Origin of the sequence: Pseudomonas gregormendelii (assembly GCF_017114825.1) — a bacterium.
In the GTDB taxonomy this organism is placed as follows: domain Bacteria; phylum Pseudomonadota; class Gammaproteobacteria; order Pseudomonadales; family Pseudomonadaceae; genus Aquipseudomonas; species Aquipseudomonas gregormendelii.
In genome coordinates this window covers 175322-196732 of record NZ_JADEVO010000007.1, presented here as the reverse complement: position 1 = coordinate 196732, position 21411 = coordinate 175322, and the positions used below count along the sequence as shown (strand labels likewise).

Annotated in this window: 19 protein-coding genes and 4 pseudogenes; 15 read left to right on the top strand and 8 right to left on the bottom strand. The window is 61.1% G+C overall.

Annotation, left to right across the window (positions count from 1 at the left end; genetic code table 11):
• Positions 1-87 precede the first annotated feature (87 nt).
• From IMW75_RS07930 to IMW75_RS07910, 5 genes are all read left to right on the top strand, one after another.
• Positions 88-1536, top strand: a complete 1449-nt coding sequence (locus IMW75_RS07930; RefSeq protein WP_205892273.1) for an ATP-binding protein — start codon at positions 88-90, stop codon at positions 1534-1536.
• Between the two features lie 253 nt (positions 1537-1789).
• Positions 1790-4528 (top strand): multicopper oxidase domain-containing protein, encoded by a 2739-nt coding sequence (locus IMW75_RS07925; protein ID WP_414704643.1) that lies wholly within the window; start codon positions 1790-1792, stop codon positions 4526-4528.
• Positions 4525-5553 carry an SCO family protein gene (locus IMW75_RS07920; RefSeq protein WP_205892271.1) on the top strand — a complete coding sequence of 343 codons (1029 nt, stop codon included), beginning with the start codon at positions 4525-4527 and terminating at the stop codon, positions 5551-5553. The genes IMW75_RS07925 and IMW75_RS07920 overlap by 4 nt, the downstream gene beginning before the upstream one ends.
• A gap of 87 nt (positions 5554-5640) precedes the next feature.
• A complete protein-coding gene (locus IMW75_RS07915; RefSeq protein ID WP_205892270.1) occupies positions 5641-7131 on the top strand; it encodes a sensor histidine kinase in 1491 nt (496 codons plus the stop codon).
• Positions 7100-8527 (top strand): sigma-54-dependent transcriptional regulator, encoded by a 1428-nt coding sequence (locus tag IMW75_RS07910; protein WP_045059000.1) that lies wholly within the window; start codon positions 7100-7102, stop codon positions 8525-8527. Before IMW75_RS07915 ends, IMW75_RS07910 begins: the two co-directional genes overlap by 32 nt.
• A gap of 5 nt (positions 8528-8532) precedes the next feature.
• Here the strand turns inward: IMW75_RS07910 and IMW75_RS07905 are convergent, their stop codons facing one another.
• Positions 8533-8916: a hypothetical protein gene (locus IMW75_RS07905; protein ID WP_045059001.1), complete on the bottom strand. Its 384-nt coding sequence runs from the start codon at positions 8914-8916 to the stop codon at positions 8533-8535.
• 139 nt (positions 8917-9055) lie between these two features.
• On the opposite strand from IMW75_RS07905, the pseudogene IMW75_RS26875 reads away from it, so the two are divergent.
• Together IMW75_RS26875 and IMW75_RS07900 are read left to right on the top strand one after the other, a co-directional pair.
• A pseudogene (locus tag IMW75_RS26875) lies at positions 9056-9184 on the top strand (SAM-dependent methyltransferase); the annotation flags it as partial.
• Between the two features lie 84 nt (positions 9185-9268).
• Positions 9269-9661 (top strand): c-type cytochrome, encoded by a 393-nt coding sequence (locus tag IMW75_RS07900; RefSeq protein WP_045059003.1) that lies wholly within the window; start codon positions 9269-9271, stop codon positions 9659-9661.
• Positions 9662-9728: 67 nt separating this feature from the next.
• Here the strand turns inward: IMW75_RS07900 and IMW75_RS26870 are convergent.
• The 3 genes and pseudogenes from IMW75_RS26870 to IMW75_RS27235 all read right to left on the bottom strand — a co-directional run.
• Positions 9729-9971 (bottom strand): annotated as a pseudogene (locus tag IMW75_RS26870) (phage infection protein); the annotation flags it as partial.
• A gap of 121 nt (positions 9972-10092) precedes the next feature.
• Positions 10093-10665 carry a chorismate mutase gene (locus tag IMW75_RS07890; RefSeq protein WP_205892282.1) on the bottom strand — a complete coding sequence of 191 codons (573 nt, stop codon included), beginning with the start codon at positions 10663-10665 and terminating at the stop codon, positions 10093-10095.
• A gap of 153 nt (positions 10666-10818) precedes the next feature.
• Positions 10819-11259: a phage infection protein gene (locus IMW75_RS27235; protein ID WP_336512413.1), complete on the bottom strand. Its 441-nt coding sequence runs from the start codon at positions 11257-11259 to the stop codon at positions 10819-10821.
• Between the two features lie 294 nt (positions 11260-11553).
• On the opposite strand from IMW75_RS27235, the gene IMW75_RS07880 reads away from it, so the two are divergent.
• The 4 genes and pseudogenes from IMW75_RS07880 to IMW75_RS07865 all read left to right on the top strand — a co-directional run bounded on the left by IMW75_RS07880 (position 11554) and on the right by IMW75_RS07865 (position 14883).
• Positions 11554-12900: an MATE family efflux transporter gene (locus IMW75_RS07880; protein WP_205892267.1), complete on the top strand. Its 1347-nt coding sequence runs from the start codon at positions 11554-11556 to the stop codon at positions 12898-12900.
• A gap of 174 nt (positions 12901-13074) precedes the next feature.
• On the top strand, positions 13075-13644 hold the full coding sequence (locus IMW75_RS07875) for a YceI family protein (protein WP_045059007.1): 570 nt from the start codon (positions 13075-13077) through the stop codon (positions 13642-13644).
• Between the two features lie 135 nt (positions 13645-13779).
• A pseudogene (locus IMW75_RS07870) lies at positions 13780-14060 on the top strand (cupin domain-containing protein); the annotation flags it as partial.
• A gap of 133 nt (positions 14061-14193) precedes the next feature.
• Positions 14194-14883 carry a GNAT family N-acetyltransferase gene (locus IMW75_RS07865; protein ID WP_045059008.1) on the top strand — a complete coding sequence of 230 codons (690 nt, stop codon included), beginning with the start codon at positions 14194-14196 and terminating at the stop codon, positions 14881-14883.
• Here the strand turns inward: IMW75_RS07865 and IMW75_RS07860 are convergent.
• On the bottom strand, positions 14876-16180 hold the full coding sequence (locus IMW75_RS07860; protein ID WP_205892266.1) for an ATP-binding protein: 1305 nt from the start codon (positions 16178-16180) through the stop codon (positions 14876-14878). The two genes, IMW75_RS07865 and IMW75_RS07860, sit on opposite strands and share 8 nt — an antisense overlap.
• Positions 16177-16917: a response regulator gene (locus tag IMW75_RS07855; RefSeq protein WP_045059010.1), complete on the bottom strand. Its 741-nt coding sequence runs from the start codon at positions 16915-16917 to the stop codon at positions 16177-16179. Before IMW75_RS07855 ends, IMW75_RS07860 begins: the two co-directional genes overlap by 4 nt.
• A gap of 307 nt (positions 16918-17224) precedes the next feature.
• Between IMW75_RS07855 and IMW75_RS07850 the strand changes: the two genes are divergently transcribed.
• The 3 genes from IMW75_RS07850 to IMW75_RS07840 all read left to right on the top strand — a co-directional run bounded on the left by IMW75_RS07850 (position 17225) and on the right by IMW75_RS07840 (position 19028).
• Entirely contained in the window at positions 17225-17488 is a 264-nt protein-coding gene (locus IMW75_RS07850) for a DUF2790 domain-containing protein (RefSeq protein WP_205892265.1), read from the top strand.
• Positions 17489-17530: 42 nt separating this feature from the next.
• Complete coding sequence (locus tag IMW75_RS07845) at positions 17531-17743, top strand: hypothetical protein (protein WP_045059012.1); 213 nt, start codon at positions 17531-17533, stop codon at positions 17741-17743.
• Positions 17744-17819: 76 nt separating this feature from the next.
• Complete coding sequence (locus tag IMW75_RS07840; protein WP_205892264.1) at positions 17820-19028, top strand: cytochrome c biogenesis protein DipZ; 1209 nt, start codon at positions 17820-17822, stop codon at positions 19026-19028.
• A 159-nt stretch (positions 19029-19187) separates the two neighbouring features.
• Here IMW75_RS07840 and IMW75_RS26865 read toward each other — a convergent pair.
• A pseudogene (locus IMW75_RS26865) lies at positions 19188-19331 on the bottom strand (AraC family transcriptional regulator); the annotation flags it as partial.
• 241 nt (positions 19332-19572) lie between these two features.
• Between IMW75_RS26865 and IMW75_RS07835 the strand changes: the two are divergent.
• The gene (locus IMW75_RS07835; RefSeq protein WP_205892263.1) at positions 19573-20385 is read left to right on the top strand and encodes a class I SAM-dependent methyltransferase; all 813 of its coding nucleotides are present in this window, start codon (positions 19573-19575) and stop codon (positions 20383-20385) included.
• 110 nt (positions 20386-20495) lie between these two features.
• Here the strand turns inward: IMW75_RS07835 and pcsA are convergent, their stop codons facing one another.
• On the bottom strand, positions 20496-21218 hold the full coding sequence (gene pcsA, locus IMW75_RS07830; RefSeq protein ID WP_045059015.1) for a phosphatidylcholine synthase: 723 nt from the start codon (positions 21216-21218) through the stop codon (positions 20496-20498).
• Positions 21219-21411: the final 193 nt, after the last annotated feature.

Below are 21411 nucleotides of genomic sequence, written 5' to 3'. Positions count from 1 at the left end.
GGAATGGGGGGCAGCCACCCCCAGGATCGGGCAAAGATTGGCGGGTGGGCTATAACCCTATAGGGGATTTCGTGCGGAACGCTATCCATGGCCAGGTCGACTCAAACACTCGCGTCCCACCAGGGCGATGTTCGCCTGGGCTCGCGCAAACAGCCGTTCAACCTGCTGCGCTGGTTTTCGCTGATCAGCATGGCGGTGATCGGCACGGTGGCGATCGCCCTGGGGGCAGTGTCGACACGCTTCGTGATTACCGAAAGCGTCCAGCGTGACGCCTTGCTGACTTCGCAGTTCATCCAGGCAATCGCTTCTGCCGAAGTGCGCCACGTGTCCATCCCGCATGTGCGGACCATGGGCGAGCTGCTTGACCCGCGTCAGGATCGCAACTTTTCCGACGTCGACCCTCTGGCCCGGGCCAAAGCCCGCGGCGAATTCCTCGACCATATCGAGCACTTGCCGGACGTGATTCTGGCCAACATCTATGCCCCCGACCGCACGGTGATCTGGTCGACCAACCCGTCCCTGATGGGCACCACCATCCACACCGACGATGACCTGGACCAGGCCTTCAATTCCAGAATTCCCGTGTCCGCCAGTTATCACGAAGTGGACAAGAGCCGCACGGAGCAGAAGTTCGTCACTCCCCCGGAATACATTTTTATCGAGAACTACATTCCATTGTTCGATGCCGACGGCGACAAGGTCACGGCGATGGTCGAGATCTACAAGGAGCCCAAGGATCTGATTGATCGCATGCAGCGTGGCCTGTTGCTGATCTGGCTGGCCACGGCCCTGGGCGGTGGGCTGATTTACCTGGGGCTTTACTGGATCGTGCGGCGCGCGGCGAATCTGCTGGCGACCCAGCAGAAGCAATTGATCACCAATGAAACCTTTGTGGCCCTTGGCGAGATGTCCTCGGCGGTTGCCCACAGTTTGCGCAACCCGCTGGCGACCATACGTTCCAGCGCCGAGCTGGCCCTGGAGTTCGACACTGGCGCGGCGCACAAGAACATCAACGACATCATCGGCCAGGTCGACCGCATGTCGAAGTGGGTGCGCGAGTTGCTGCAATCCTTGCGCCCGCTGAGCGAAGAAGCGGAACCGGTGAACCTGGTAGCGGCGTTGCACGACAGCCTGACGGCGTTCGAGCAGCAGATCGCCAAGGGCGAGATCAATGTCGTGTTCGAGCCCACACAGACGCCGATGGTGCGCAGTCAGAAGGTGCAACTCAACCAGATACTTAACAGCCTCGTCTCCAATGCCCTGGAAGCCATGGGCAAGGGGGGCACCCTGACCGTGCGGCTGGAGCCCGGTGATGCCCGCAGCGTCAGCGTGGTGATCAGCGACACTGGCAAGGGCATGAACGCCGAACAACGCACCATGGCCTTCCGCCCGTTTTTCACCACCAAGCAGGGCGGGCTTGGCGTCGGGCTGGTTTTGGTCAAGCGGATAATGGAGCGTTTTGGCGGCTCGGTGCAGCTGGAAAGTCGCGAAGGCGAGGGCACTAGCCTGCGCCTGTGGTTCAAGCTGATTCCCTGAACCTGGGGATGAACTTTCCCCGCTAGCGGGTGCCATTCCCCAGTCACTTCGGTCAGTCATGGCACATTGATGTTGTTAAGCCATTGTATTGAATGGCGTTAGTTCTTTTGTATTAATCTGTTACAAATCTGGCGAGCTCCTTGCACTTCCACCAGTACCCCTTCTGACTGTGAGGCGGCTGGTGATGAACAGGCAATCGACATACCCCTTCAAACGAACCTGCAAGTGGTTTACGCCCGTGGGCATCCTCCTGATGACCCTGGGTGCATCTTCCTTGCGTGCCAGCCCGATCGACGACGAGCGACAGCCCGAACCCTCGGACCCTTCGGCTTATTACGACGAACCCGAGGACAGGGCCGGCGCCTTGAGTGCGATCCTCACCATGCCGGAGGCCAACGAAGATTCCTTCGATTTGCCCGATGGCGTTAAAGGCAGCCGCGACACGCCGCGTCAGGAAAACATTCTGCCGCCGACGGTGCAGACCAGTTTCAACTACCCCACGAATGGCAAGCCCAGCCCACTGTTTGGCGCCCAGCCATTTACCCAGCAACTGGTGTTGTTCGAAGAATTCGGCCCGGAAAAGCTCGACCCGACCACACCGGCGGCGCCCCTGCCGTTTCCGCCCGTGGCTATCGGCCCGGCGCCGCAACAGGACCCCGCCAGTGCAGCGCGCAGTGCACCTCCGAGCGCCGCGCTCGATGCTTTCCTGCGTCAACCGGGGCTGACACCGTTCCCCAGTCAGTTCGCCAACGTCGTGGACCGCAACCCCTGGCAGGCGCAGATCGAATATTTCCTCAACCGGCATATCGGCTCGTCGGCGGAGGGGCGCCCGCCTGGAAAGGGCTGGTCCCACCAGCGCTGGAACGAGTTCTACCCGCAACTGGCCTACAAGACCGTGCAGACCGGTGCCCGGGTCAATGGCGGGCTGCGTGACAGCCGGCAGATGCATGGTTATGCGCTGGGCGAGTTCGGCCCCGGTGGGCTCTACCACAACGTGGCCGGCGTACCGGCCACCGACGGCACCGCCAAGGGCGTCGACCCGCGCTTTCACCCGAACATGCCGGTGCAGAACCACAATTCGGTCTGGACCTTCGACGGCACCCTGCCGCCCAAGTTGTTGATGGTTCGCTACGGCCAGCCCGTCCTGATGAGGCACTACAACGGCCTGCCCATCGACCCGGCGGCCAATATGGGCTTCGGCCTGCACACCATCAGCACCCACGAACACAACGGCCACGCGCCAGCGGAAAGCGATGGCTATGCCAATGCATTCTTCTTCCCCGGCCAGTACTACGACTATCGCTGGCCGATCCAGTTGGCCGGCTATGACAGCATCAACACCGACGCCCAGGATCCGCGCGCGGCGTTCCCCTGCTCGCCGGGCGAGACCCTCTGGACCAACGACCTGGCCCCCAGCCGCAAGACCTGCGACCACGGCACGATCAAGATCCGTGGCGACTGGCGCGAAACCATGAGTACCCACTGGTTTCACGACCACATGCTCGATTTCACCGCGCAGAACGTCTACAAGGGCAACGCGGCGATGATGAACTACTACAGCGCCCTGGACCGCGGCAACGAGTCGGTCAACGACGGCGTCAACCTGCGCTTGCCCAGCGGCAGCGCCTTGCCGTGGGGCAATCGCGACTACGACGTCAACCTGGTGATCGCCGACAAGGCCTGGGATCAGTCCGGCCAGTTGTGGTTCAACCCGTTCAACACCGACGGCTTTCTTGGCGACCAGATCCTGGTCAACTGGCAGTGGAAACCCACCCTCGATGTACGCGCCCGCAGCTATCGCTTGCGCGTCCTCAACGGCTCGGTGTCGCGTTACTTCAAGCTGGCCATCGTGCGCGAAATCAAGGGCAGCAGCGGCGAATTCCAGGGGCCGAAAAACTCCGGGGTGTCCTACAGCCGGGTGCCGTTCCACATGATTGCCAACGACGGCAACATCATGGAGCACAGCGTGCCCTTTGACGGCAGCATGGACCTGGATGCCGACGGCGATAAACAGAACCACAATGCGATCCTGCCGACCCAGGGCATCGCCGAGCGTTTCGATATCATCGTCAACTTCGCGAAAAACGGCATCAAGCCGGGGGACAAGCTGTTCGTGGTCAACCTGCTGGCCCACGACGACGGCAAGGGGCCGAATGAGCCAATCCCCCTTGGCGATGTGCTGTCGGAAAAATACCTGGCGGTGCTCAAACAATCGAGCAAGGGGCCGCAGTGGGACAAGGGTGACCCGGGCGTCGGCAAAATCCTCCAGTTTAACGTCAAGGCCTACACCGGCCAGGACCTGGCCATGGACCCGGCAGCCTACGAGCCGGCCAAGCCGGGCAAGGCGGAAGGTTTGGTGATGATTCCGCTGAAGATCCATCGTGACAACGCCGCCGACAAGGTACTGCTGGCCCAGGCCCGTCACCGCACCTTCACCTACGGCCGCTCGGACGGCACTGATGCCGCGCCCTGGACGGTCAAGACCGATGGCGGTTTCGGCTTCCACATGGACCCGCGGCGCCTGAATACCTCGATCCAGCTTAAAACCGGGCCTACCGACGCTGGAGTCAGCGGTTTCGGCACTCTGGAAGTGTGGAATATCAAGGCCGGCGGCAAGGGCTGGAGCCACCCGGTGCACGTGCACTTCGAGGAAGGGATCATTCTCAGTCGCGGTGGCAAGGCGCCTCCTGAATGGGAAAAATGGGCGCGCAAGGACGTGTACCGTATCGGCTCGGAGAACGACGGCCTGGACAGCGTGGAATTTGCGATCAACTTTCGTGAGTTCGGCGGCACCTACATGGAGCATTGTCACAACACCCAGCACGAAGACAACTCCATGCTGCTGCGCTGGGACCTGGAAAAACCCGGGCAATTGCAGCTGATGCCGACGCCACTGCCAAGCTGGGACGGAGTGCGTTATGTCAACTCCGCCGCACTGCCAACCTTCCGCACCGGCGACGGTTTCGGCCCGCAAGTGACGGTGAAAAAATGAACCGCCTACCGGTCGACCGGCCACTGTACACGCCGCGCTCCCGGGCCCTGGGCATGCACCTGGTGCTGCTGCTGGTGACCTGCGTGCTGGCCAGCCGGTTGCTGCTGGCACACGAGGCGGCGTCCGCGACGAATGGCTCGGTGACGCCCTGGGGCGGCGATTATTTCCCCAACACCCTGCTGACCAACCAGGACGGTCAGCAGGTGCATTTCTTCGACGACCTGATCAAGGGCAAGGTGGTGGTGATCAACTTCATTTTCACCTCTTGCAGCGATTCCTGCCCGCTGGAAACCGCGCGCCTGCGCCAGGTCCAGACGCTGTTGGGGGATCGGGTCGGCAAGGACATCTTCTTCTATTCGATCAGCATCGATCCGCTAAGCGACACACCCGCCGTACTCAAGGCCTACGCGCAACGCTTCAGGGTCGGGCCGGGCTGGCAATTTCTGACCGGTGAATTCGACGATGTCACCGAGCTTCGGCACAAGCTCGGGCTGTTCATCGAAGGCGTCGACAACGGCCGCAACAAGGACCACAACCTGAGCCTGATCGTCGGCAACCAGGAAACCGGCCGCTGGATGAAGGCCTCGCCCTTTGAAAATCCGTGGATCCTCGCCGATCAACTGGCCAATACCTTGCAGAACTGGAAGCAGCCGAGCATTGAACAAAGTTATGCCGACGCGCCGCAGATCCGCCCGCCGAGCACCGGCGAAGAACTGTTTCGCACCCGCTGTGCTTCGTGTCACAGCCTTGGCCCGCAGGATGGCCAGGGCATTGGCATGCGCAGCATCGGGCGGGACCTGATCGGCGTGACCCGCCAGCGCGACCCGGCCTGGCTGAGTCGCTGGATTCGTGAGCCGGACCGGATGCTGGCGGAGGGAGACCCGATCGCCACAGCGCTGTTCGAACGCTTCGAAAAAATCCCGATGCCCAACCTGCGGCTGGATGAAAACTCGGCCCAGGCGGTGATTGATTTTCTAACGCAAGAGACCGAACGCCAGCAGGCGCTGGCGGCACAAACACAATAGCGGCGATTTACCATCATTGGGCCGTCGGAGGCAATGATTGCCACCTACACTGATTGGGAACGCGCCCCTGTAGAGCGGGATAGGCCCATGCATAGACCACAACAATTAAAAGCACCTGCGCCAACTTTGGCCGCAATGCGTGAGGGCTGGCCTGGTCAGTTCAATCTGCTGCGTTGGTTTTCCGTGGGCAGCTTCGTCATCATCGCCGCCGTGGCCCTGGGCCTGGGTTATATCTCCACGCGTTTTGTGGTCGAGGAGAGCATCGAGCGTGACTCCATGCTGACTGCGCAATTCATCCAGGCCATCGGTGACGCTGAAATCCGCCATGCCTCGATCAATCCGCGCCGGACCATGGGCGAGATGCTTGACCCGCGTGATGACAACGCTTATCCAGATGTTCCCCCCGAGAAGCGCGCTGCGGCTCGCATCGAATTTCTCGACCACGTGGAGCACCTGCCGGACATCCTGCTGGCCCACGTCTTTGCGCTGGATCGCACGGTGGTGTGGTCGACCAACCCCGACCTGATCGGTGAGCGCATCACCGGTGACGAAGAGCTGGACGAATCCTTCATGATGAAGGAGGCGGTGTCCACCAGCTATCACGAGGTCGATGATGAGCGTCCCGAGCAGCGGTTCCTGCGCGAGCCGGCTTATCTGTTCGTCGAGAACTACATCCCGATGTTCAACGCCGACAGGAGCAAGGTCATTGCCATGGTGGAAATCTACAAGGAGCCCGTAGACCTGGTTGCGCGCATCCAGCGTGGGTTCAAGGCCATCTGGCTGGCCACTGCACTCGGCGGCGCGGCCATCTACCTGGGCTTGTTCTGGATCGTGCGGCGCGCTGCCAGGCTGCTGCAAACCCAGCAGAAACTGTTGATCGCCAACGAGACCTTCGTAGCCCTGGGGGAGATGTCGTCCGCGGTGGCGCACAGCTTGCGCAATCCCCTGGCGAACATCCGCTCCAGCGCCGAACTGGCCCAGGACATTGCCAGCCAGAGTGCACAGAAAAACATAAGCGACATCATCAGCCAGGTCGATCGCATGTCGCGCTGGGTCCGCGAATTGCTGGTGTCCTTGCGCCCGGCCAATGACGACTCCGAAGCCGTGGACCTGTTGCTCGCCGTCGAGGACACGCTGAACGCCTTTGAGCCGCTGATCCGGCGTTCGAACGTCGAGGTGCGCTTCACTGCGCGCTTGATCGAACCGGTCGTCAGTCAGCGGGTGCTCCTCACGCAAATTCTCAATAGCCTGTTTGCCAATGCCCTGGAGGCCATGCCCAAGGGCGGCGTGCTGACGATCGGCTTCGATTCGTCGCAGCCGGGGCAGGTGAGCCTGACGTTGAGCGACACCGGCAAAGGCATGACCGCGCAGCAGCAGCAAATGGTCTTCAAGCCGTTTTTCACTACCAAGCAAGGCGGTTTGGGCGTGGGCCTGGCGCTGGTCAAAAGAATAATGGAGCGTTTCGAAGGCTCGGTCGAACTGACCAGTCGGGAGCTGGAAGGAACCCGCGTATGTCTCAACTTCAAAGTGGCAACGGGAGGGGAATATGGAGCACAGCATACTGCTGGTCGAGGATGACGAACTTCTCGCCGAGAATATTCAGACCTACCTGGAGCGCAAAGACTTCGAGGTCACGGTCTGCCACTCGGCGGAAGATGCACTGGAGCAATTGCGTACGTTCGCGCCTGATGTGGTACTGACCGACAACTCGTTGCCGGGCATGAGCGGTCACGATCTGATCCAGAAGCTGCGCGTCAGCGCGCCGGATCTGAAAGTGATCATGATGACCGGCTACGGCAACGTCGAAGACGCCGTGGTGGCGATGAAAGAAGGCGCCTTCCACTACGTCACTAAACCGGTGGCTCTGCCGGAGCTCAAGCTGCTGCTGGACAAGGCCCTGGCGACTGATCGAATGGAGCGCACGCTGTCGTTTTATCAGGACCGTGAAGCACAGAAGTCCGGCGTGCAGGCGTTGATCGGCGAGTCGGCACCCATGCAATACCTCAAGGGCACCATCGCCCAACTGCTCGACGCCGAGCGGCGCATGGCCAACACCGATTTGCCGCCGGTGCTGGTGGAGGGTGAGACCGGCACTGGCAAGGAACTGGTGGCCCGGGCGCTGCATTTCGACGGGCCGCGCAGCAAGGGCCCGTTCATTGAGTTCAACTGCGCCTCGATTCCATCGAACCTGGTGGAGTCAGAGCTGTTTGGCCACGAGAAGGGCGCCTTCACCGATGCCAAGGATCGCCGGGTTGGGCTGGTCGAAGCCGCCGATGGCGGCACCTTGTTCCTCGATGAAGTGGGGGAGATGGACCTGCTGCTGCAAGCCAAGCTGCTTAAACTGCTGGAAGACCGGACCATCCGCCGGGTCGGTTCGGTGAAGGAGCGCAAGGTCGACCTGCGGGTGATCAGCGCCACCAACTGCAACCTCGAACAGATGGTGCAGCAAGGCAAGTTCCGCCGCGACCTGTTCTTCCGTCTGCGGATCATCTCGATCAAGGTGCCGCGCCTGTACGCCCGCGGCGAAGACATCCTGCTCCTGGCCCGGCATTTCCTGGCGGCCCACGGCAAGCGCTATGGCAAGCCGAACCTGCATTTCAGCGATCAGGCCGAGGAGCTGCTGCTCAGCTACAGCTGGCCGGGCAACGTGCGCGAGCTGCGCAACATGCTCGAACAGACCGTGCTGCTGGCCCAGAGTGACACCATCGCGGCTCATCAGTTGAATGTATGCCTGAGCCTGGTGGACGATCCACCGATCCTCCAGGAAGCGCAACACCACGAGCCGCGGCCGGTCTACAACGGCACCGAATCGATGAACCTGCCTGAGGTCGAGCGTGACATGGTCCGCAAGATGCTCGACAAGACCGACTGGAACGTGACCAAGTCAGCGCGCCTGCTGGGCTTGAGCCGCGACATGCTGCGCTACCGGATCGAAAAGCTCGGCCTCTCGCGTCCGGACAAGCGCCAGTGGTAGCCGGGCTACAACGCCGGGCCCTGGCGACTCAGGCAGGCCAGCAGGCACGTGGGGTCGAGGACTTCTTCGTTGACGTACACCCCGCGCTGGGGGTCATAGGAGCGGATGAACACCCGTACGCTGGCGTCCGCGATGGTCGGCAGGCGGGAGTCGGTAAACTCGTGCTGGCTGGCTATCGGGATGAAGTCCTGCGGCGAGGTCGAGATGTATGACCCCGGCGGCACGGTGCTGATGGACGGAGGCGAGGGGTGGGCGAAGGGCTGGTCCGTGCCGTAGTAGCTAAACTCGCTGTTGTAGGTCTGCGTCTGCATCGGACTGTCATCGGCCTGGGCGCCGTTGGCACCGAGCAGGCATACAGCGAGCGACAGCATCAGCTTGATGTTTTGCATGGCATCACCTGGTTTTTCGGTGTTTCCCCAAGGTCGTTAACTATAGACCTTCCGCAGGGGCCACATGTTCACCGCCAGGAGATCCTTCTTGCAGGAGTGAGCCTGCTCGCGATGAGGCCATTGAAGTCAGATTGGCTATTCCGGACAGGTCGAACAGCTTGCAGGTTTGGCGATCAGCCATTTCAAGGAGTACCCGCACTCCAATCGCGAAGAACTGTACGACCGCAATGAACAGCAGAGCACCCAGTTGCCCATGTGTTTCACCTAGGTGGCGGTGAAAACTTGATTGAGAAAGGTGGGGCAATCCGTATCCTGTGCAGCCTGCATAGTGCTTGTCTGATCAGGAGTGAAAATGAACAACGCCGCTGGAATAACGGTTGCCTTGTTGATTAGTGGTGCATTGTTCACCGCACAGGCCAAAGGGGCGGGTGATGTCGAGGCAGGGCAGAAGCTGTTTGGCCGTATCTGCGGCGGCTGCCATCAGGTCGGAGAGTCCGCCCGGGCGTCTTTCGGCCCGCAGCTCAATCAGATTTTCGGTCGGATGTCCGGCAGCACCACGGATTACCAGTATTCCGATGCGATGAAATCAGCCGGTATCACCTGGACCACGCAAACGCTCACCGCGTACCTGGAAGCGCCGAAAAAGGTGGTGCCCGGGACCCGAATGATCTTCTGGGGGCTCAGCGATCCCGAGAAAGTCGCGGATGTGCTGGCCTACCTGCAGACGTTCCAGGACGGCCAATGAGCAGACAGAAAAAACCCGGCTGCTGAGGCCGGGTTTTTTTCCGGTGCTGCCGTTAACACTTCACTCATGCGTTGCGACTCTCGATCAGGCGATCGGAGCCTCCTTCGGCTACACGACGTTCCAGCAGGCGATCGGAGCCACCTTCGGCTACACGGCGTTCCAGCAGACGATCGGAGCCGCCTTCGGCTACACGGCTTTCAATCAGGCGATCCGACCCGCCTTCAGCGACGACGGGCTGGGCGGAAGTGGCGGCGAAAGCGTTAACTGCAAAAACCGAGAAGGCGATGCTGAGAAGGACCTGGCGTTTCATGATGGTGTGCTCCGGGGTGTTATTGGTTGGTATGGAGCTGATGTTACGCCGGAGATTTTTTATGAGAACTTCATTGAGTTGATGGTGACTATCGACGCCAGCAATGGCTGCCAATCGCCTATCACTGGGCAGTGATACACAGATCGCCCGTCGCCCGGATCAGTCCCTGGCCATGCAGAGCGTCCTTGATCAGTCCGGACCGGGCGGTGGCCAGCCACAAGGGGCAGTTGGGGTCGGTACGATAGCGGGCGAACTTGGCGTACTCGGTCAACAGGCGGGCTTGCAGCTGATCCAGGCGCGGCCGAACCTGCGTGGAAAGGTCTGGCCTTGGCGTATCGGGTGCCTTGCCAGCCGCCTGCCACTGGGCAAGCAAACCGTACTGCACCAGCTTGCTGGCTTCAATCTGCGCCGCAACCAACTCGGCGACCTCGTCCGGGTCGAGTTTGCGTTCCAGCGCCTGTTTCCTGGCATTGGCAATGACTTGCGCTTCCCGCGCACTGTCTTGCGTCGGCTGGCGCGTATCCCATTTACTCAGCGCTACCTGATCGGCGATGCTCAGCCGCTCATACATCGTCACCAGCAATGGTCGCAAACTGTCGGGCGCCGGGGCGGGCACGGCCGCCTGCGCTCCACACATGAACAAACCGAGTATCACAGCAGGCAACAGCTTTGGCAGGAACGGGCACAAGCGCATTGGCAAAAACCTCATGGGTACAAAGTTCACTACTCACTGAGTATGTAACACAGGTGTGCCGGTGGTCATAAGTGTCAAATTGCCTGGTTTGCCCACAAAAAAGCCCGGCTGCTGAGGCCGGGCTTTCGGTGAGTGTTGATCCAGAGCGATTCTTCATGCGGCGCGGGACTCGATCAAGCGGTCAGAGCCACCCTCGGCTACACGGCGTTCCAGCAGACGATCAGAACCACCTTCGGCTACACGGCGTTCCAGCAGAGGATCAGAACCACCTTCGGCTACACGGCGTTCCAGCAGACGATCAGAACCACCTTCGGCTACACGGCGTTCCAGCAGACGATCAGAACCACCTTCGGCTACACGGCGTTCCAGCAGACGATCAGAACCACCTTCGGCTACACGGCGTTCCAGCAGACGATCGGAGCCACCTTCGGCTACACGGCGCTCCAGCAGACGATCGGAGCCACCCTCAGCCACACGGCTTTCAATCAGGCGATCCGAGCCGCCTTCAGCAACGACGGGCTGAGCGGAAGTGGCTGCAAAAGCGTTAACTGCAAAAACCGAAAAGGCGAAGCTGAGAAGGATTTGGCGTTTCATGATGGTGTGCTCCGGGGTGTTATTGGTTGGTATGGATGCGATGTTACGCCCCAGGATTTTTATGAGAACTTCATTGAGTTGATGGTGACTATCGACGCCACCGATGGAGCAAACGTATGCTTCCAGGCTGCCTGATCCAAATGGCGACAGGGACCTGGTCGCCACTGAGTGGCAGTCGTTGAAACGCAAGGTGTGGTCGCACAGGGCAAACGCGCAGCCTTTGGTTCCCTTGTCCCCGACCCTGGGGCTATCCTTGAGTACTCACCCTGCGCAGTCGAGACGGACCTCCCTTTCATGTCAACCCAGCCCCTTTGGAAAACCTACCTGCTGTTCCTCGCGCCCATGGTGCTGTCCAATTTCCTGCAGTCCATGTCGGGCACCATCAACAGCATCTACATCGGCCAGATGCTGGGCACCCAGGCGCTCGCGGCGGTCTCCGGCATGTTCCCTATCGTGTTTTTCTTCATTGCGCTGGTAATCGGGCTCGGTGCGGGGGCCGGGGTGCTGATCGGTCAGGCTTGGGGGGCGCGCGAGGCGCACATGGTCAAGGCCATTGCCGGTACGACGTTACTGCTGGGGGCGATGATCGGCCTGACAGCCGCAGTGCTGGGCAGTGTATTTGCGCGTTCGGCGCTGCAAGGGCTGGGCACGCCCGCGGACGTGCTGGACGACGCCGTTGCCTATGCCCACGTGATGATGTGGATCATGCCGTCGTTGCTGGTGTACGTGCTGTTTACCCAATTGCTGCGCGGTGTCAGCGATACGATGTCGCCTCTGGTGGCATTGCTGGTATCCACCTGCATTGGCCTGGCGCTGACGCCGGCCTTGATTCGAGGCTGGCTGGGGTTCCCGCCATTGGGGATTCAGAGCGCAGCGTATGCCGGACTGGCGGGTAACCTGGCGGCAATGGGATGGCTGGCGTGGCGCTTGATCGCCAGGCGCCACCCGCTGGCACCCGACCGGGAAATGTTCGCGGCGATGCGCCTGGACCGGGTGATCCTCGGCAAAGTGCTGCGTATCGGCTTGCCGACCGGCTTGCAGATGGTGGTGCTATCGTTGTCGGAACTGGTGATCCTGGCGCTGGTGAACCAGCACGGCTCGCAGGCGACGGCGGCATATGGTGCGGTGACGCAGATCGTCAATTACGTGCAGTTTCCGGCGCTGTCGATCGCCATCACCGCCTCGATTCTCGGCGCCCAGGCGATCGGCGCCGGGCGCCTGGAACGCATGGGGCCGATCCTGCGCACAGGGCTGTGGATCAACGTAGGCCTGACCGGTGGCCTGGTGTTGCTGGGTTACCTGTTGTCGCACTGGTTGCTGGGACTGTTCCTCACGGACGACTCGACCCAGGCGATGGCCGAACACCTGCTGCACATCATGCTCTGGAGCCTGTTGATCTTCGGCTTCCAGGCGATCATCGGCGGCATCATGCGCGCCAGCGGCACGGTGCTGGTGCCGATGGCGATCTCGATCGTCTGCGTGCTGCTGGTGCAATTGCCCGTGGCCTATGCGCTGGATACGCAGTTTGGTTTGCAAGGGGTGTGGATGGCGTTTCCGGTGGCGTACCTGGCCATGCTGGCGCTGCAGACGGCGTATTACCGATTCGTCTGGCTGCACCGCCGGATCGAGCGGCTGGTTTAGAAATACATGACGCGGTGATGTGCGTTCGGCGGTAGTCGCTTTAGTGAATGTCAGGGCGTCATCGCTGGCAAGCCAGGCTTGTGCAACAGTGGAACAACGCGCGTTTCTTTGCTTTAGTACATTTACCGCATTCGGCCGTGCAATCGGCAAACCTGGCCCCGACCGGAGAATCACATGACTTGCCGATTCCCGTGTTCCATTGCACTGGCGGTGACTTTGATCACGGGGGCGGTGCCTTGCACTCAAGCCGCCGAGTACACCCGCGTGAACCCTGCTGCGAGCAAGATCAGCTTCACCTTCAACCAGATGGGCTCCGAGGTCTACGGAACGTTCGGCAGGTTCGAAGCTCGCTTCGAGTTCGACACCGCCAACCCCACGGCAGCCCGCACCCGACTGGTCATCGACATGGCGAGCATCGACGCCGGCAGCAGCGACGCCAACCTCGAACTGCAGAAACCGGCCTGGTTCAACACCCCGGAATATCCCCAGGGCGTGTTCGAATCGACCCGGGTCACGGACCTGGGCAATAACCGCTATGCCGTGATCGGCAATCTTACAATCAGGGGTCTGACCCGAGAGGTGCAGGTCCAGGTCGAACTGAAACCGGAAAGTGGCATCGGCCTGTTCAATGGCGAGTTCGTTCTGGACCGCGATCTGTTCCGGATCGGCGAAGGGGAGTGGGCTGACACCGTCGTTTCCAAGGACATCGACATCAAGTTTCGGGTCGTGGCGCCCGAACACTGAGAGCCTGCCTGGAATCTGGCTGATAACGGCACTCAGGCTCACGTGTTGCCCATCGCTGCGCGGGTGCGCCTGCGTCAGGTCCGATATCGCAACCGAGCAAGCACTGGCCGGCCTCGGCAGGCGATACGCTGCGGGTCCTTCGAACCCGGTGCGCGCAAGGCCTGGCACACCCATCCGCTGGGACAGAAATTGATTGTCATTGCGGGTAGTGGCTGGGTACAGGAGGCCGGCAAACCGGCAAACCGGCGCAATCGATCAAACCCGGCGACACGGCGTGGATTGCTCCCTATGTGAAGCATTGGCATGGGGCAACGGCGGAAACGTCCATGTCGCACATTGCCATTGCTGAGTCGCAGGATGGCAAGGTGGTGGAGTGGATGGAAAAGGTTGGCGAGCAGGAATATCCGCAGTTGTAGAAGCAAGATGATTCTGTGGGAGACTTATGCGTGAGGCTCATGAATTCGCCGCTTCATTCTTCGGCGGTCACCCGATGCGCACTCTGCGCGTTATCATTACACCTTCGAGCGCCACCCAGACCCAGAGCCGCACATGCCCCAGATCACCCATTTCAAAACCCCATGCCCAGAGCATCTGACCAGTCAGATCCTGCAGCTGGTGGTCGACAACCTCACTGACATCAGTATGGTCGCGATCCCGCCGAGCAACCTGCTGTACAACGTTTACCAATATGCGATCGGCTATGAAGTGCATCTGTATCTGGAGGCGTTGAATGGCACCAAGGGGGTTGCCGTGGAGTTGCTGGTGGCCACAGATGAGGACGACCCGGAGCAGGTCGTTGGTTTCCTGTTATACCTGCCGATCCAGGACGATCCCGATGCCTGTGGCGTGGCGTACATGGCGGTGCAGGCGGGTCATCGGCGGCAGGGGATCGCCCGGCGGATGGTGCGCGAGATGGTGGGGCGTTATCCCCACGCCGAACTGACGTGCGCCGTGGCCAAGGTGCCCTGGTTCGAATCGATGGGTTTCCAGGTCGTGGGCGTGCGCGGCACCCAGGTGCTCATGAACACCCGTGACCACAGCAGCGACGGGCTCATGGGATTACTGGACGTAGGGCCCATCTACAGCTCGCTGGAGGTACGGCAGATTCATACTTACCTGCTGCAAAAGCATGGCAAGCGGGCGATGGTCGATGCCGAAAAACAGCGCGACCGGCACCTGGATCAGCTCACGCACAAAGCCCACGAGTTCGTTCGCGGGCGTGGTAACGGCGCTATTTAGCCGCGGGCAGCTTGAGGTGCGCGCACAGGCCGCCGCCCTCTCGATTGCTCAGGGTCAAGGACCCGCCCAGCGCCAGCGCCAGCTGTTGGGCGATCGCCAGGCCCAGGCCGGTCCCGCCGGTGCTGCGGTTACGCGAGTTTTCCACTCGGTAGAAGGGCTCCAGCACATGGGCCAGTTCTTCCTCGGCGATACCGGGGCCGCGATCCATCACCTTGATCGACAGGCTGCCATCGGCCTGTGAGGCCACCTCCAGCTGCGCGGCGCCGGCGAACTTGAGGGCGTTGTCGGTCAGGTTGACCACTACCCGGCGCAGCGCATGGGGGCGGGTGTCGATCACCGCGTCGGTCTTGCCTTCCAGGGACACGTCCTTGCCCATGTCCTGATAATCGAACACCAGGCTGTCGAGGAACGAATCCAGGTGGGTACGGCAGACTTCCTCGGTGGCGCCGTGCACGCTGCGTGCATAGGCCACGCCCTCGCGCACCAGGTGCTCGATCTCGCCGAGGTCGCTCCATAGCTTGTCCTTCTCGCTGGAGTCGTCCATGAATTCGGCGCGCAGTTTCATCCGGGTGATGGGGGTTTGCAGGTCATGGGAAATCGCTGCCAGTAGTTGCATGCGTTCTTTGAGGTACGCCGCAATTCGCGCCTGCATCGCGTTGAACGCCTTGGCCGCATGGGCGACTTCGGTAGGACCTTTCTCGTCCAGGTGCACCGGTCGCGCATTGGGGTCGAGGGTTTCTACCGCTTGGGCGAGGCGGGTGAGGGGGCGGATGGCGATCCTCACGGCCAGCCAGGTGCACAGGATCAACAGCGCCAGTTGCCCCAGCAGCACCGCCGGCAACCACGGCGACAAGGGCGCCATTGCCGGACGGACGTCGATGGTCACCGGACTGCCATCGGCCAGTTTCAGGTGCACCTGGAAATGCTTTCGCGCCCCTGGAATGTCGGTGTAGGTCATTGGGTAGTCCTTGCCGATGGCTTCCTTGATCGAGCTCATCGCCATCGGCGAATCGGTCATGGGCATCCCGGCAGTTCCTTCGTCGAGCAGGTAGCCGTAGTTCGGCCGATTCAGCTGTTGCAGCCAGCTGGCCCGCTCATTGGCAGGCAGGCGGTCGAGGATCGCGATTGAGGTCGACACGTCGGTTTCCAGATTGCCGAGCATGGTGTTTTTCGCGCTTTCGTAGCGCTCGTAATACTGCACGCCGAAGGACAGCGCCTGCGCCAGGATCAGCCCTACCAGGAAAATCATTGAAAGACGCGAGGCGAGGGTGCGGGGCCAGCGCAGCGAGAAATTCATGAGGGTGCCCCGATGACTTCCACCGCCAGTGAGAACACGTAGCCCTCGCTGCGCACGGTCTTGATGTACGCGGGCTCCCGGGCATCGTCGAGCAGGCGCTGGCGCAAACGGCTAACCAGCAGATCGATGGAACGGTCGAACAGGTCGGCGTCGCGGCCTTGTGTCAGGTTCAGCAGCTGGTCGCGGTTGAGCACGCGCTGCGGATGGTCGAGGAATACCCGCAGCAAACGATACTCGGCGCCACTGAGCGCAACCATGGTGCCGTCTTCGTCCAGCAGGTGCCTGGCCGAGGTGTCCAGCCGCCAGCGCCCGAAGGCCAGCAGGCGCCCGCTTTCGGTAACCACCAGATTCGGCGGCAGCATTCGTGTGCGGCGCAGCACGGCGCTGATGCGCGCGAGCAGTTCCCGGGCGGCGAAGGGTTTGACCAGGTAATCATCGGCGCCCATTTCCAGGCCAATGATACGGTCGGTCTCGTCACTGCGGGCGGTGAGCATCAATACTGGGGTGGCCTTGTGTTTGCCGGCGCGAAGCTCACGGCACAGCAGCAGGCCATCGTCCCCCGGCATCATGATGTCCAGGACGATGAGGTCCACTGGCGTGGATTCGAGAAAGGCGCGCATTTGTCGGCCGTCGGCGACCACCGTGGTACGCAGCCCGTTCTTTTTCAGGTAATTGCCGACCAGCTCGCGAATCTCGCGGTCATCGTCAACGATGAGAATGTGATCAACGTGTTCCATGGGGCCGGGCCTCTGTAAACGGGGGATGTCGCGCAGTCTATCGAGCCTTCGCGCGCGTGACTCCTGCCCTTTGTATTGCAGTGTATCTGGCCTTAAGGCGGACACACGCAGACTCAAAAACCGTGTTTTTTCGGGTTTTTGTATCGCTGTGTATCGGGAGGCGGTTCTGATACGTAGCGATTAACCCGCGCCTGTTTCCGACACAGAGGGGATACCTGGCGAGCTTCTAATGAGCTCCATCGAGGCAACCCCAAACCGCCTCGGCTCAATACCACGATTGACCCATTGAAGCCTTGAGGAAACCGCCATGAACACCAAAGCCGTCTACGCCGCCTGCCTGTTTGCCGCGCTGAATATCTGCACCTTGTCGGCCCGCGCCGAAGCCACGGTCAAGCCTGAAACCTACACCTACGGCACGCATCTGGACATCAAGAAAGTCATCTCGATGAAACAGGACGCCACGCCGACCTGCGGAATCATCAACGCCCAGCTGACCTACCTCGATTCCCAGGGCGACACCAAGGTCCTGGACTACCGAAAATTCGCTGACAACTGCCACGACGACAACTGAGTCGCCTGTTTGCCCATTACTGATTTTACGAGGATCCGCATCATGAAAAACCTGACCCGTTATCTGACCGCAGTGGCTTTTTCCGTAGCCGGCGCGGCTGCCCATGCCAACGCTGCGGTGGAGCAGAGCAGCTGCGCTGGTAGCACCTGTTTTCAACTGACCCCGGTGGGGCACAAGGATGCAAGCCCGTTGCTGGTCGAAGACGGTTCCAGCCGCACGCCGCAGGGGCAGTTGCTGGAAACCCAGACGGCCTGAACCCAAACACCAATCCCCTGTAGGAGCGAGCTTGCTCCTACAGGGGGCATGAACCGCTCATTATTCAGGTGATCCCATGTTAATCATCGCTTTTCTGGGCGGTATCCTCACCGTCCTCAGCCCGTGCATCCTCCCGGTCGTGCCGTTTTTGTTCGCCGGCGTTGACCGCAGCCGTACCTCGATCCTGCTGACCCTCGGCGGCATGGTCCTGACCTTCGCCCTGATCTCCAGCCTGGCGGTGGTCAGCAGCGAGTGGGTGGTACAGGCCAGTAACACCGGCCGCCACGTGGCATTGATGGTGATGGCACTGTTTGCGCTGTCGCTGATTTCCGCGCGCATTGGTGAATGGCTGGCGCGGCCTTTCGTGCTGCTGGGCAATCGCCTTGATCCCGACATGCGCAAAATGTCCGGCCCGGCAGGCTCGATCATGATCGGCGTGGCCACCGGCCTGCTCTGGGCACCCTGTGCCGGACCAATTCTCGGGGTGATCCTCACTGGCGCCATGTTGCAAGGCGCGAATGCCGGCACCAGCCTGCTGCTGGTGGCTTATGGGCTGGGCAGCGCGCTGTCGCTGGGTACCCTGATCTTCGCTGGTCGTGGCCTGGTAAACCGTCTCAAAGCATCGATACCGGTCACCGGCTGGTTGCGTCGCGGTGCTGGCGTGGCAGTGCTGGCCGCTGCAGTGGTGATCTCCACCGGTGCCGACAAGACCCTGCTGGCTGGCACGTCGTCCGAGGGCATCAGCAGCGTTGAGAAGGGGGTACTGGAGACCGTGCCAAAAGTGCTGGATTACTTCGTCAGCAAGGTCAAGGCCGATACCATGGACAACGCCCAGGGCGCCATGCCATCGCTGGCCGGTGCGGTCCAATGGCTCAACTCCCCGGAACTCAGCGGCGAATCGCTGAAAGGCAAGGTGGTGCTGGTGGATTTCTGGACCTTCGACTGCATCAACTGCCAGCGCACCTTGCCGTACGTGAAGGACTGGGCGAAGAAGTATGAGAAAGATGGCCTGGTGGTGATCGGCGTGCACACGCCTGAGTACGGTTTTGAACGCATCATCGATAACGTCAGGGACCAGGTGAAGAAGCTTGGCATCACCTACCCGGTGGCCATCGACAACAACTACGCGATCTGGCGCAATTTCGACAACCAGTACTGGCCCGCGCATTACCTGGTCGATGCCAAGGGGCAGGTGCGCTACACCCACTTTGGCGAAGGCGCCTACGACGCGCAGGAGCAGATGATTCAGCAACTGCTGGAGGAGGCCAAGGCGCCCGGAGCTTGATCGAGGCCATTGCCTGACAAGCTGAACCCTGTAGGAGCTGCCGAAGGCTGCGATCTTTTGATCTTTGGCATTTGTGATCCCGCCGAAGATCAAAAGATCGCAGCCTTCGGCAGCTCCTACAGGGTGGGTCTCGCTGGCGGCCCATAGTTCAGATGATAGTCACCGCCGCTGCTGCACAGTCCCGGTCTGGCAGCGGCGCCAGGCCGCAGGCGGTGAGCCGAATTCGCGCCGAAATGCGCGACTGAAGGCGGTGTCCTTCTGGCATCCGACGTCCTTGGCACTGCGCGTCAATGAACTGTTGCTGCGGCTCGCGCTCGGCCCGCACCGCCTTGAGGCGCCGGCGGTGCGGGCCAGCAATGGGAAAACTCCGGACGATCGGACACGCCTGGCCGACGATCGGACAGGACGCCGCCGTGCTGCGGCGCGATAGTTTGCCTGCAGGGCAAAAAACCCTGTTCCCATATCAAGAATGAGAGGTTGTCATGCCTAAGTTCGTCATTGAACGGGAGATAGCAGGTGCAGGAGCACTGTTGGAGCGCAATTCATGAGCACACCCATTGATCTAACTGCCTTGAAAAACCGTCAGATGGCCGCCTGGGCCAGTGGCGACTACGCCGTGATCGGCACCACCTTGCAGATCGTCGGCGAGCAGTTGGCCGAGGCCTGCGACCTGCTGTGCGATGAGAGCGTGCTGGACGTCGCCGCCGGTAACGGCAATGCCACGCTCGCGGCCGCACGGCGCGGTTGCATCGTCACTTCCACCGACTATGTGGCCGCATTGCTGGAACGCGGCGAGGACCGCTCGCGGGCAGAGCGCCTGCAAGTCACCTTTCAGGTCGCCGATGCCGAAGCATTGCCCTTTGAAGATGCGAGTTTTGATGCGGTGCTGTCGACCTTCGGCGTGATGTTCACCCCCGATCAATCGAAAGCAGCTGCAGAGCTGGCCCGGGTGTGCCGCCCCGGAGGCCGTATCGGCCTGGCCAACTGGACGCCCGAAGGCTTCGTTGGCCAGGTGTTCAAGACCCTGGGCAAGCATATGCCACCACCACCGGGTGCGCAGCCGCCTTCGCAGTGGGGTACCGAGGCCTGGCTGCATGCGCACTTCGACGAGCGCAGTTTCCTGGTCCAGGTCAGCCGCCGGACCTTCAACTTCCGCTATCGCTCGGCGGCCCATTTCATCGACACGTTTCGCCGCTGGTACGGTCCGGTGCACAAGGCATTCGCCGCGCTGCCGCCCGATGGCGCCACGGCGCTGGAAGCAGACCTGACCGAGTTGCTCAACCGGATGAACAGGGCGGGCGAGAAATCACTGGTGGTGCCGAGCGAGTACCTGGAGTTGGTCATCACCCGGCGCTGAACCCCGGTAGGAGTTGCCGCAGGCTGCGATCTTCGATCTTGAGATATAAGGTCAGGATCAAGAGATCGCAGCCTGCGGCAGCTCCTACTTTAGCGTCATCTTTTGGCGGGTTATTTGTGCCGCGATCCATCAAACCACTCCAGTGCCGTACGCCAGATGCAAATGCCCAGGAAGTAAGCCGACATCAGCAACCACAGCCCCATCACCAGCGGGTTGATCACCGGATGGTTGACCACCAGCGACAAGCTGCACAATAACCAGATGGCCGTCACGGCAATATTGATCGGCATGAATTTACGCACGCGAAACGGGTGCAGGAACTTCATGCGGGTCACGGTCAGCAGCGCCAGGCCAATCACCGTGAGGAAGGTGATCCATGGCGAAGGCGCAATGATGTACAGGCACAGCGCCACCACGTTCCACGCAGCGGGGAAGCCCTGGAAGTAGTTGTCCTTGCTCTTCATATTGACGTTGCAAAAACAGAACAGCGAAGACACCAGGATCAGCGACACCGTTAGCAGCAGCGTGTAGTCCGGCAACGGAATGTAGCGATAGATGAACAGCGCGGGGATGAATACGTAGGTCAGGTAGTCAATGACCAGGTCGAGGATCGAACCGTCGAAGCTGGGCAGCACCGACTGCACGTTGACCTTGCGCGCCAATGCGCCATCCAGTCCATCGACGATCAGCGCGACGCCGAGCCACAGCAGGCAACTGGTCGGCTGGTTATCCAGCAGGGCGAGGGTCGCGAGGAAGGCGGTGACCACGCCGGTGGCGGTAAAACCATGGGCGCCCCATGCTTTGAGCCTGGCGATGTGTAGGGTCGATATCACGGGGGCGTTCTCCAAAAAGTGAAGCAAGCCAGTCATCACCCTCGCGAGCGAGGGCGGCGGCAAACCGGTTCGGGTTGCAGGTATCGACCGAAAATCCGCGAATAAGGTTCACCGTCAGTCAATCTTAGCTGCGTCGCGGGAAAATACTTCGGCTAAATCCACGCCGCTGTTGCCCTGATGTCGGCAGCCAGAC

What these genes read in the sequence shown, in the direction of transcription:
- IMW75_RS07925 (WP_414704643.1), top strand. Translation starts at nt 1,790, where the DNA reads ATGACCCTGGGTGCATCTTCCTTGCGTGCCAGCCCGATCGACGACGAG.
- IMW75_RS07880 (WP_205892267.1), top strand. Translation starts at nt 11,554, where the DNA reads ATGTCAACCCAGCCCCTTTGGAAAACCTACCTGCTGTTCCTCGCGCCC.
- IMW75_RS07905 (WP_045059001.1), bottom strand. Translation starts at nt 8,916, where the DNA reads ATGCAAAACATCAAGCTGATGCTGTCGCTCGCTGTATGCCTGCTCGGT.
- IMW75_RS07865 (WP_045059008.1), top strand. Translation starts at nt 14,194, where the DNA reads ATGCCCCAGATCACCCATTTCAAAACCCCATGCCCAGAGCATCTGACC.
- IMW75_RS07920 (WP_205892271.1), top strand. Translation starts at nt 4,525, where the DNA reads ATGAACCGCCTACCGGTCGACCGGCCACTGTACACGCCGCGCTCCCGG.
- IMW75_RS07855 (WP_045059010.1), bottom strand. Translation starts at nt 16,917, where the DNA reads ATGGAACACGTTGATCACATTCTCATCGTTGACGATGACCGCGAGATT.
- IMW75_RS07875 (WP_045059007.1), top strand. Translation starts at nt 13,075, where the DNA reads ATGACTTGCCGATTCCCGTGTTCCATTGCACTGGCGGTGACTTTGATC.
- IMW75_RS07860 (WP_205892266.1), bottom strand. Translation starts at nt 16,180, where the DNA reads ATGAATTTCTCGCTGCGCTGGCCCCGCACCCTCGCCTCGCGTCTTTCA.
- IMW75_RS07910 (WP_045059000.1), top strand. Translation starts at nt 7,100, where the DNA reads ATGGAGCACAGCATACTGCTGGTCGAGGATGACGAACTTCTCGCCGAG.
- IMW75_RS07915 (WP_205892270.1), top strand. Translation starts at nt 5,641, where the DNA reads ATGCATAGACCACAACAATTAAAAGCACCTGCGCCAACTTTGGCCGCA.
- IMW75_RS07930 (WP_205892273.1), top strand. Translation starts at nt 88, where the DNA reads ATGGCCAGGTCGACTCAAACACTCGCGTCCCACCAGGGCGATGTTCGC.
- IMW75_RS07840 (WP_205892264.1), top strand. Translation starts at nt 17,820, where the DNA reads ATGTTAATCATCGCTTTTCTGGGCGGTATCCTCACCGTCCTCAGCCCG.
- IMW75_RS07890 (WP_205892282.1), bottom strand. Translation starts at nt 10,665, where the DNA reads ATGCGCTTGTGCCCGTTCCTGCCAAAGCTGTTGCCTGCTGTGATACTC.
- IMW75_RS07900 (WP_045059003.1), top strand. Translation starts at nt 9,269, where the DNA reads ATGAACAACGCCGCTGGAATAACGGTTGCCTTGTTGATTAGTGGTGCA.
- IMW75_RS07850 (WP_205892265.1), top strand. Translation starts at nt 17,225, where the DNA reads ATGAACACCAAAGCCGTCTACGCCGCCTGCCTGTTTGCCGCGCTGAAT.
- IMW75_RS07835 (WP_205892263.1), top strand. Translation starts at nt 19,573, where the DNA reads ATGAGCACACCCATTGATCTAACTGCCTTGAAAAACCGTCAGATGGCC.
- IMW75_RS07845 (WP_045059012.1), top strand. Translation starts at nt 17,531, where the DNA reads ATGAAAAACCTGACCCGTTATCTGACCGCAGTGGCTTTTTCCGTAGCC.
- IMW75_RS27235 (WP_336512413.1), bottom strand. Translation starts at nt 11,259, where the DNA reads ATGAAACGCCAAATCCTTCTCAGCTTCGCCTTTTCGGTTTTTGCAGTT.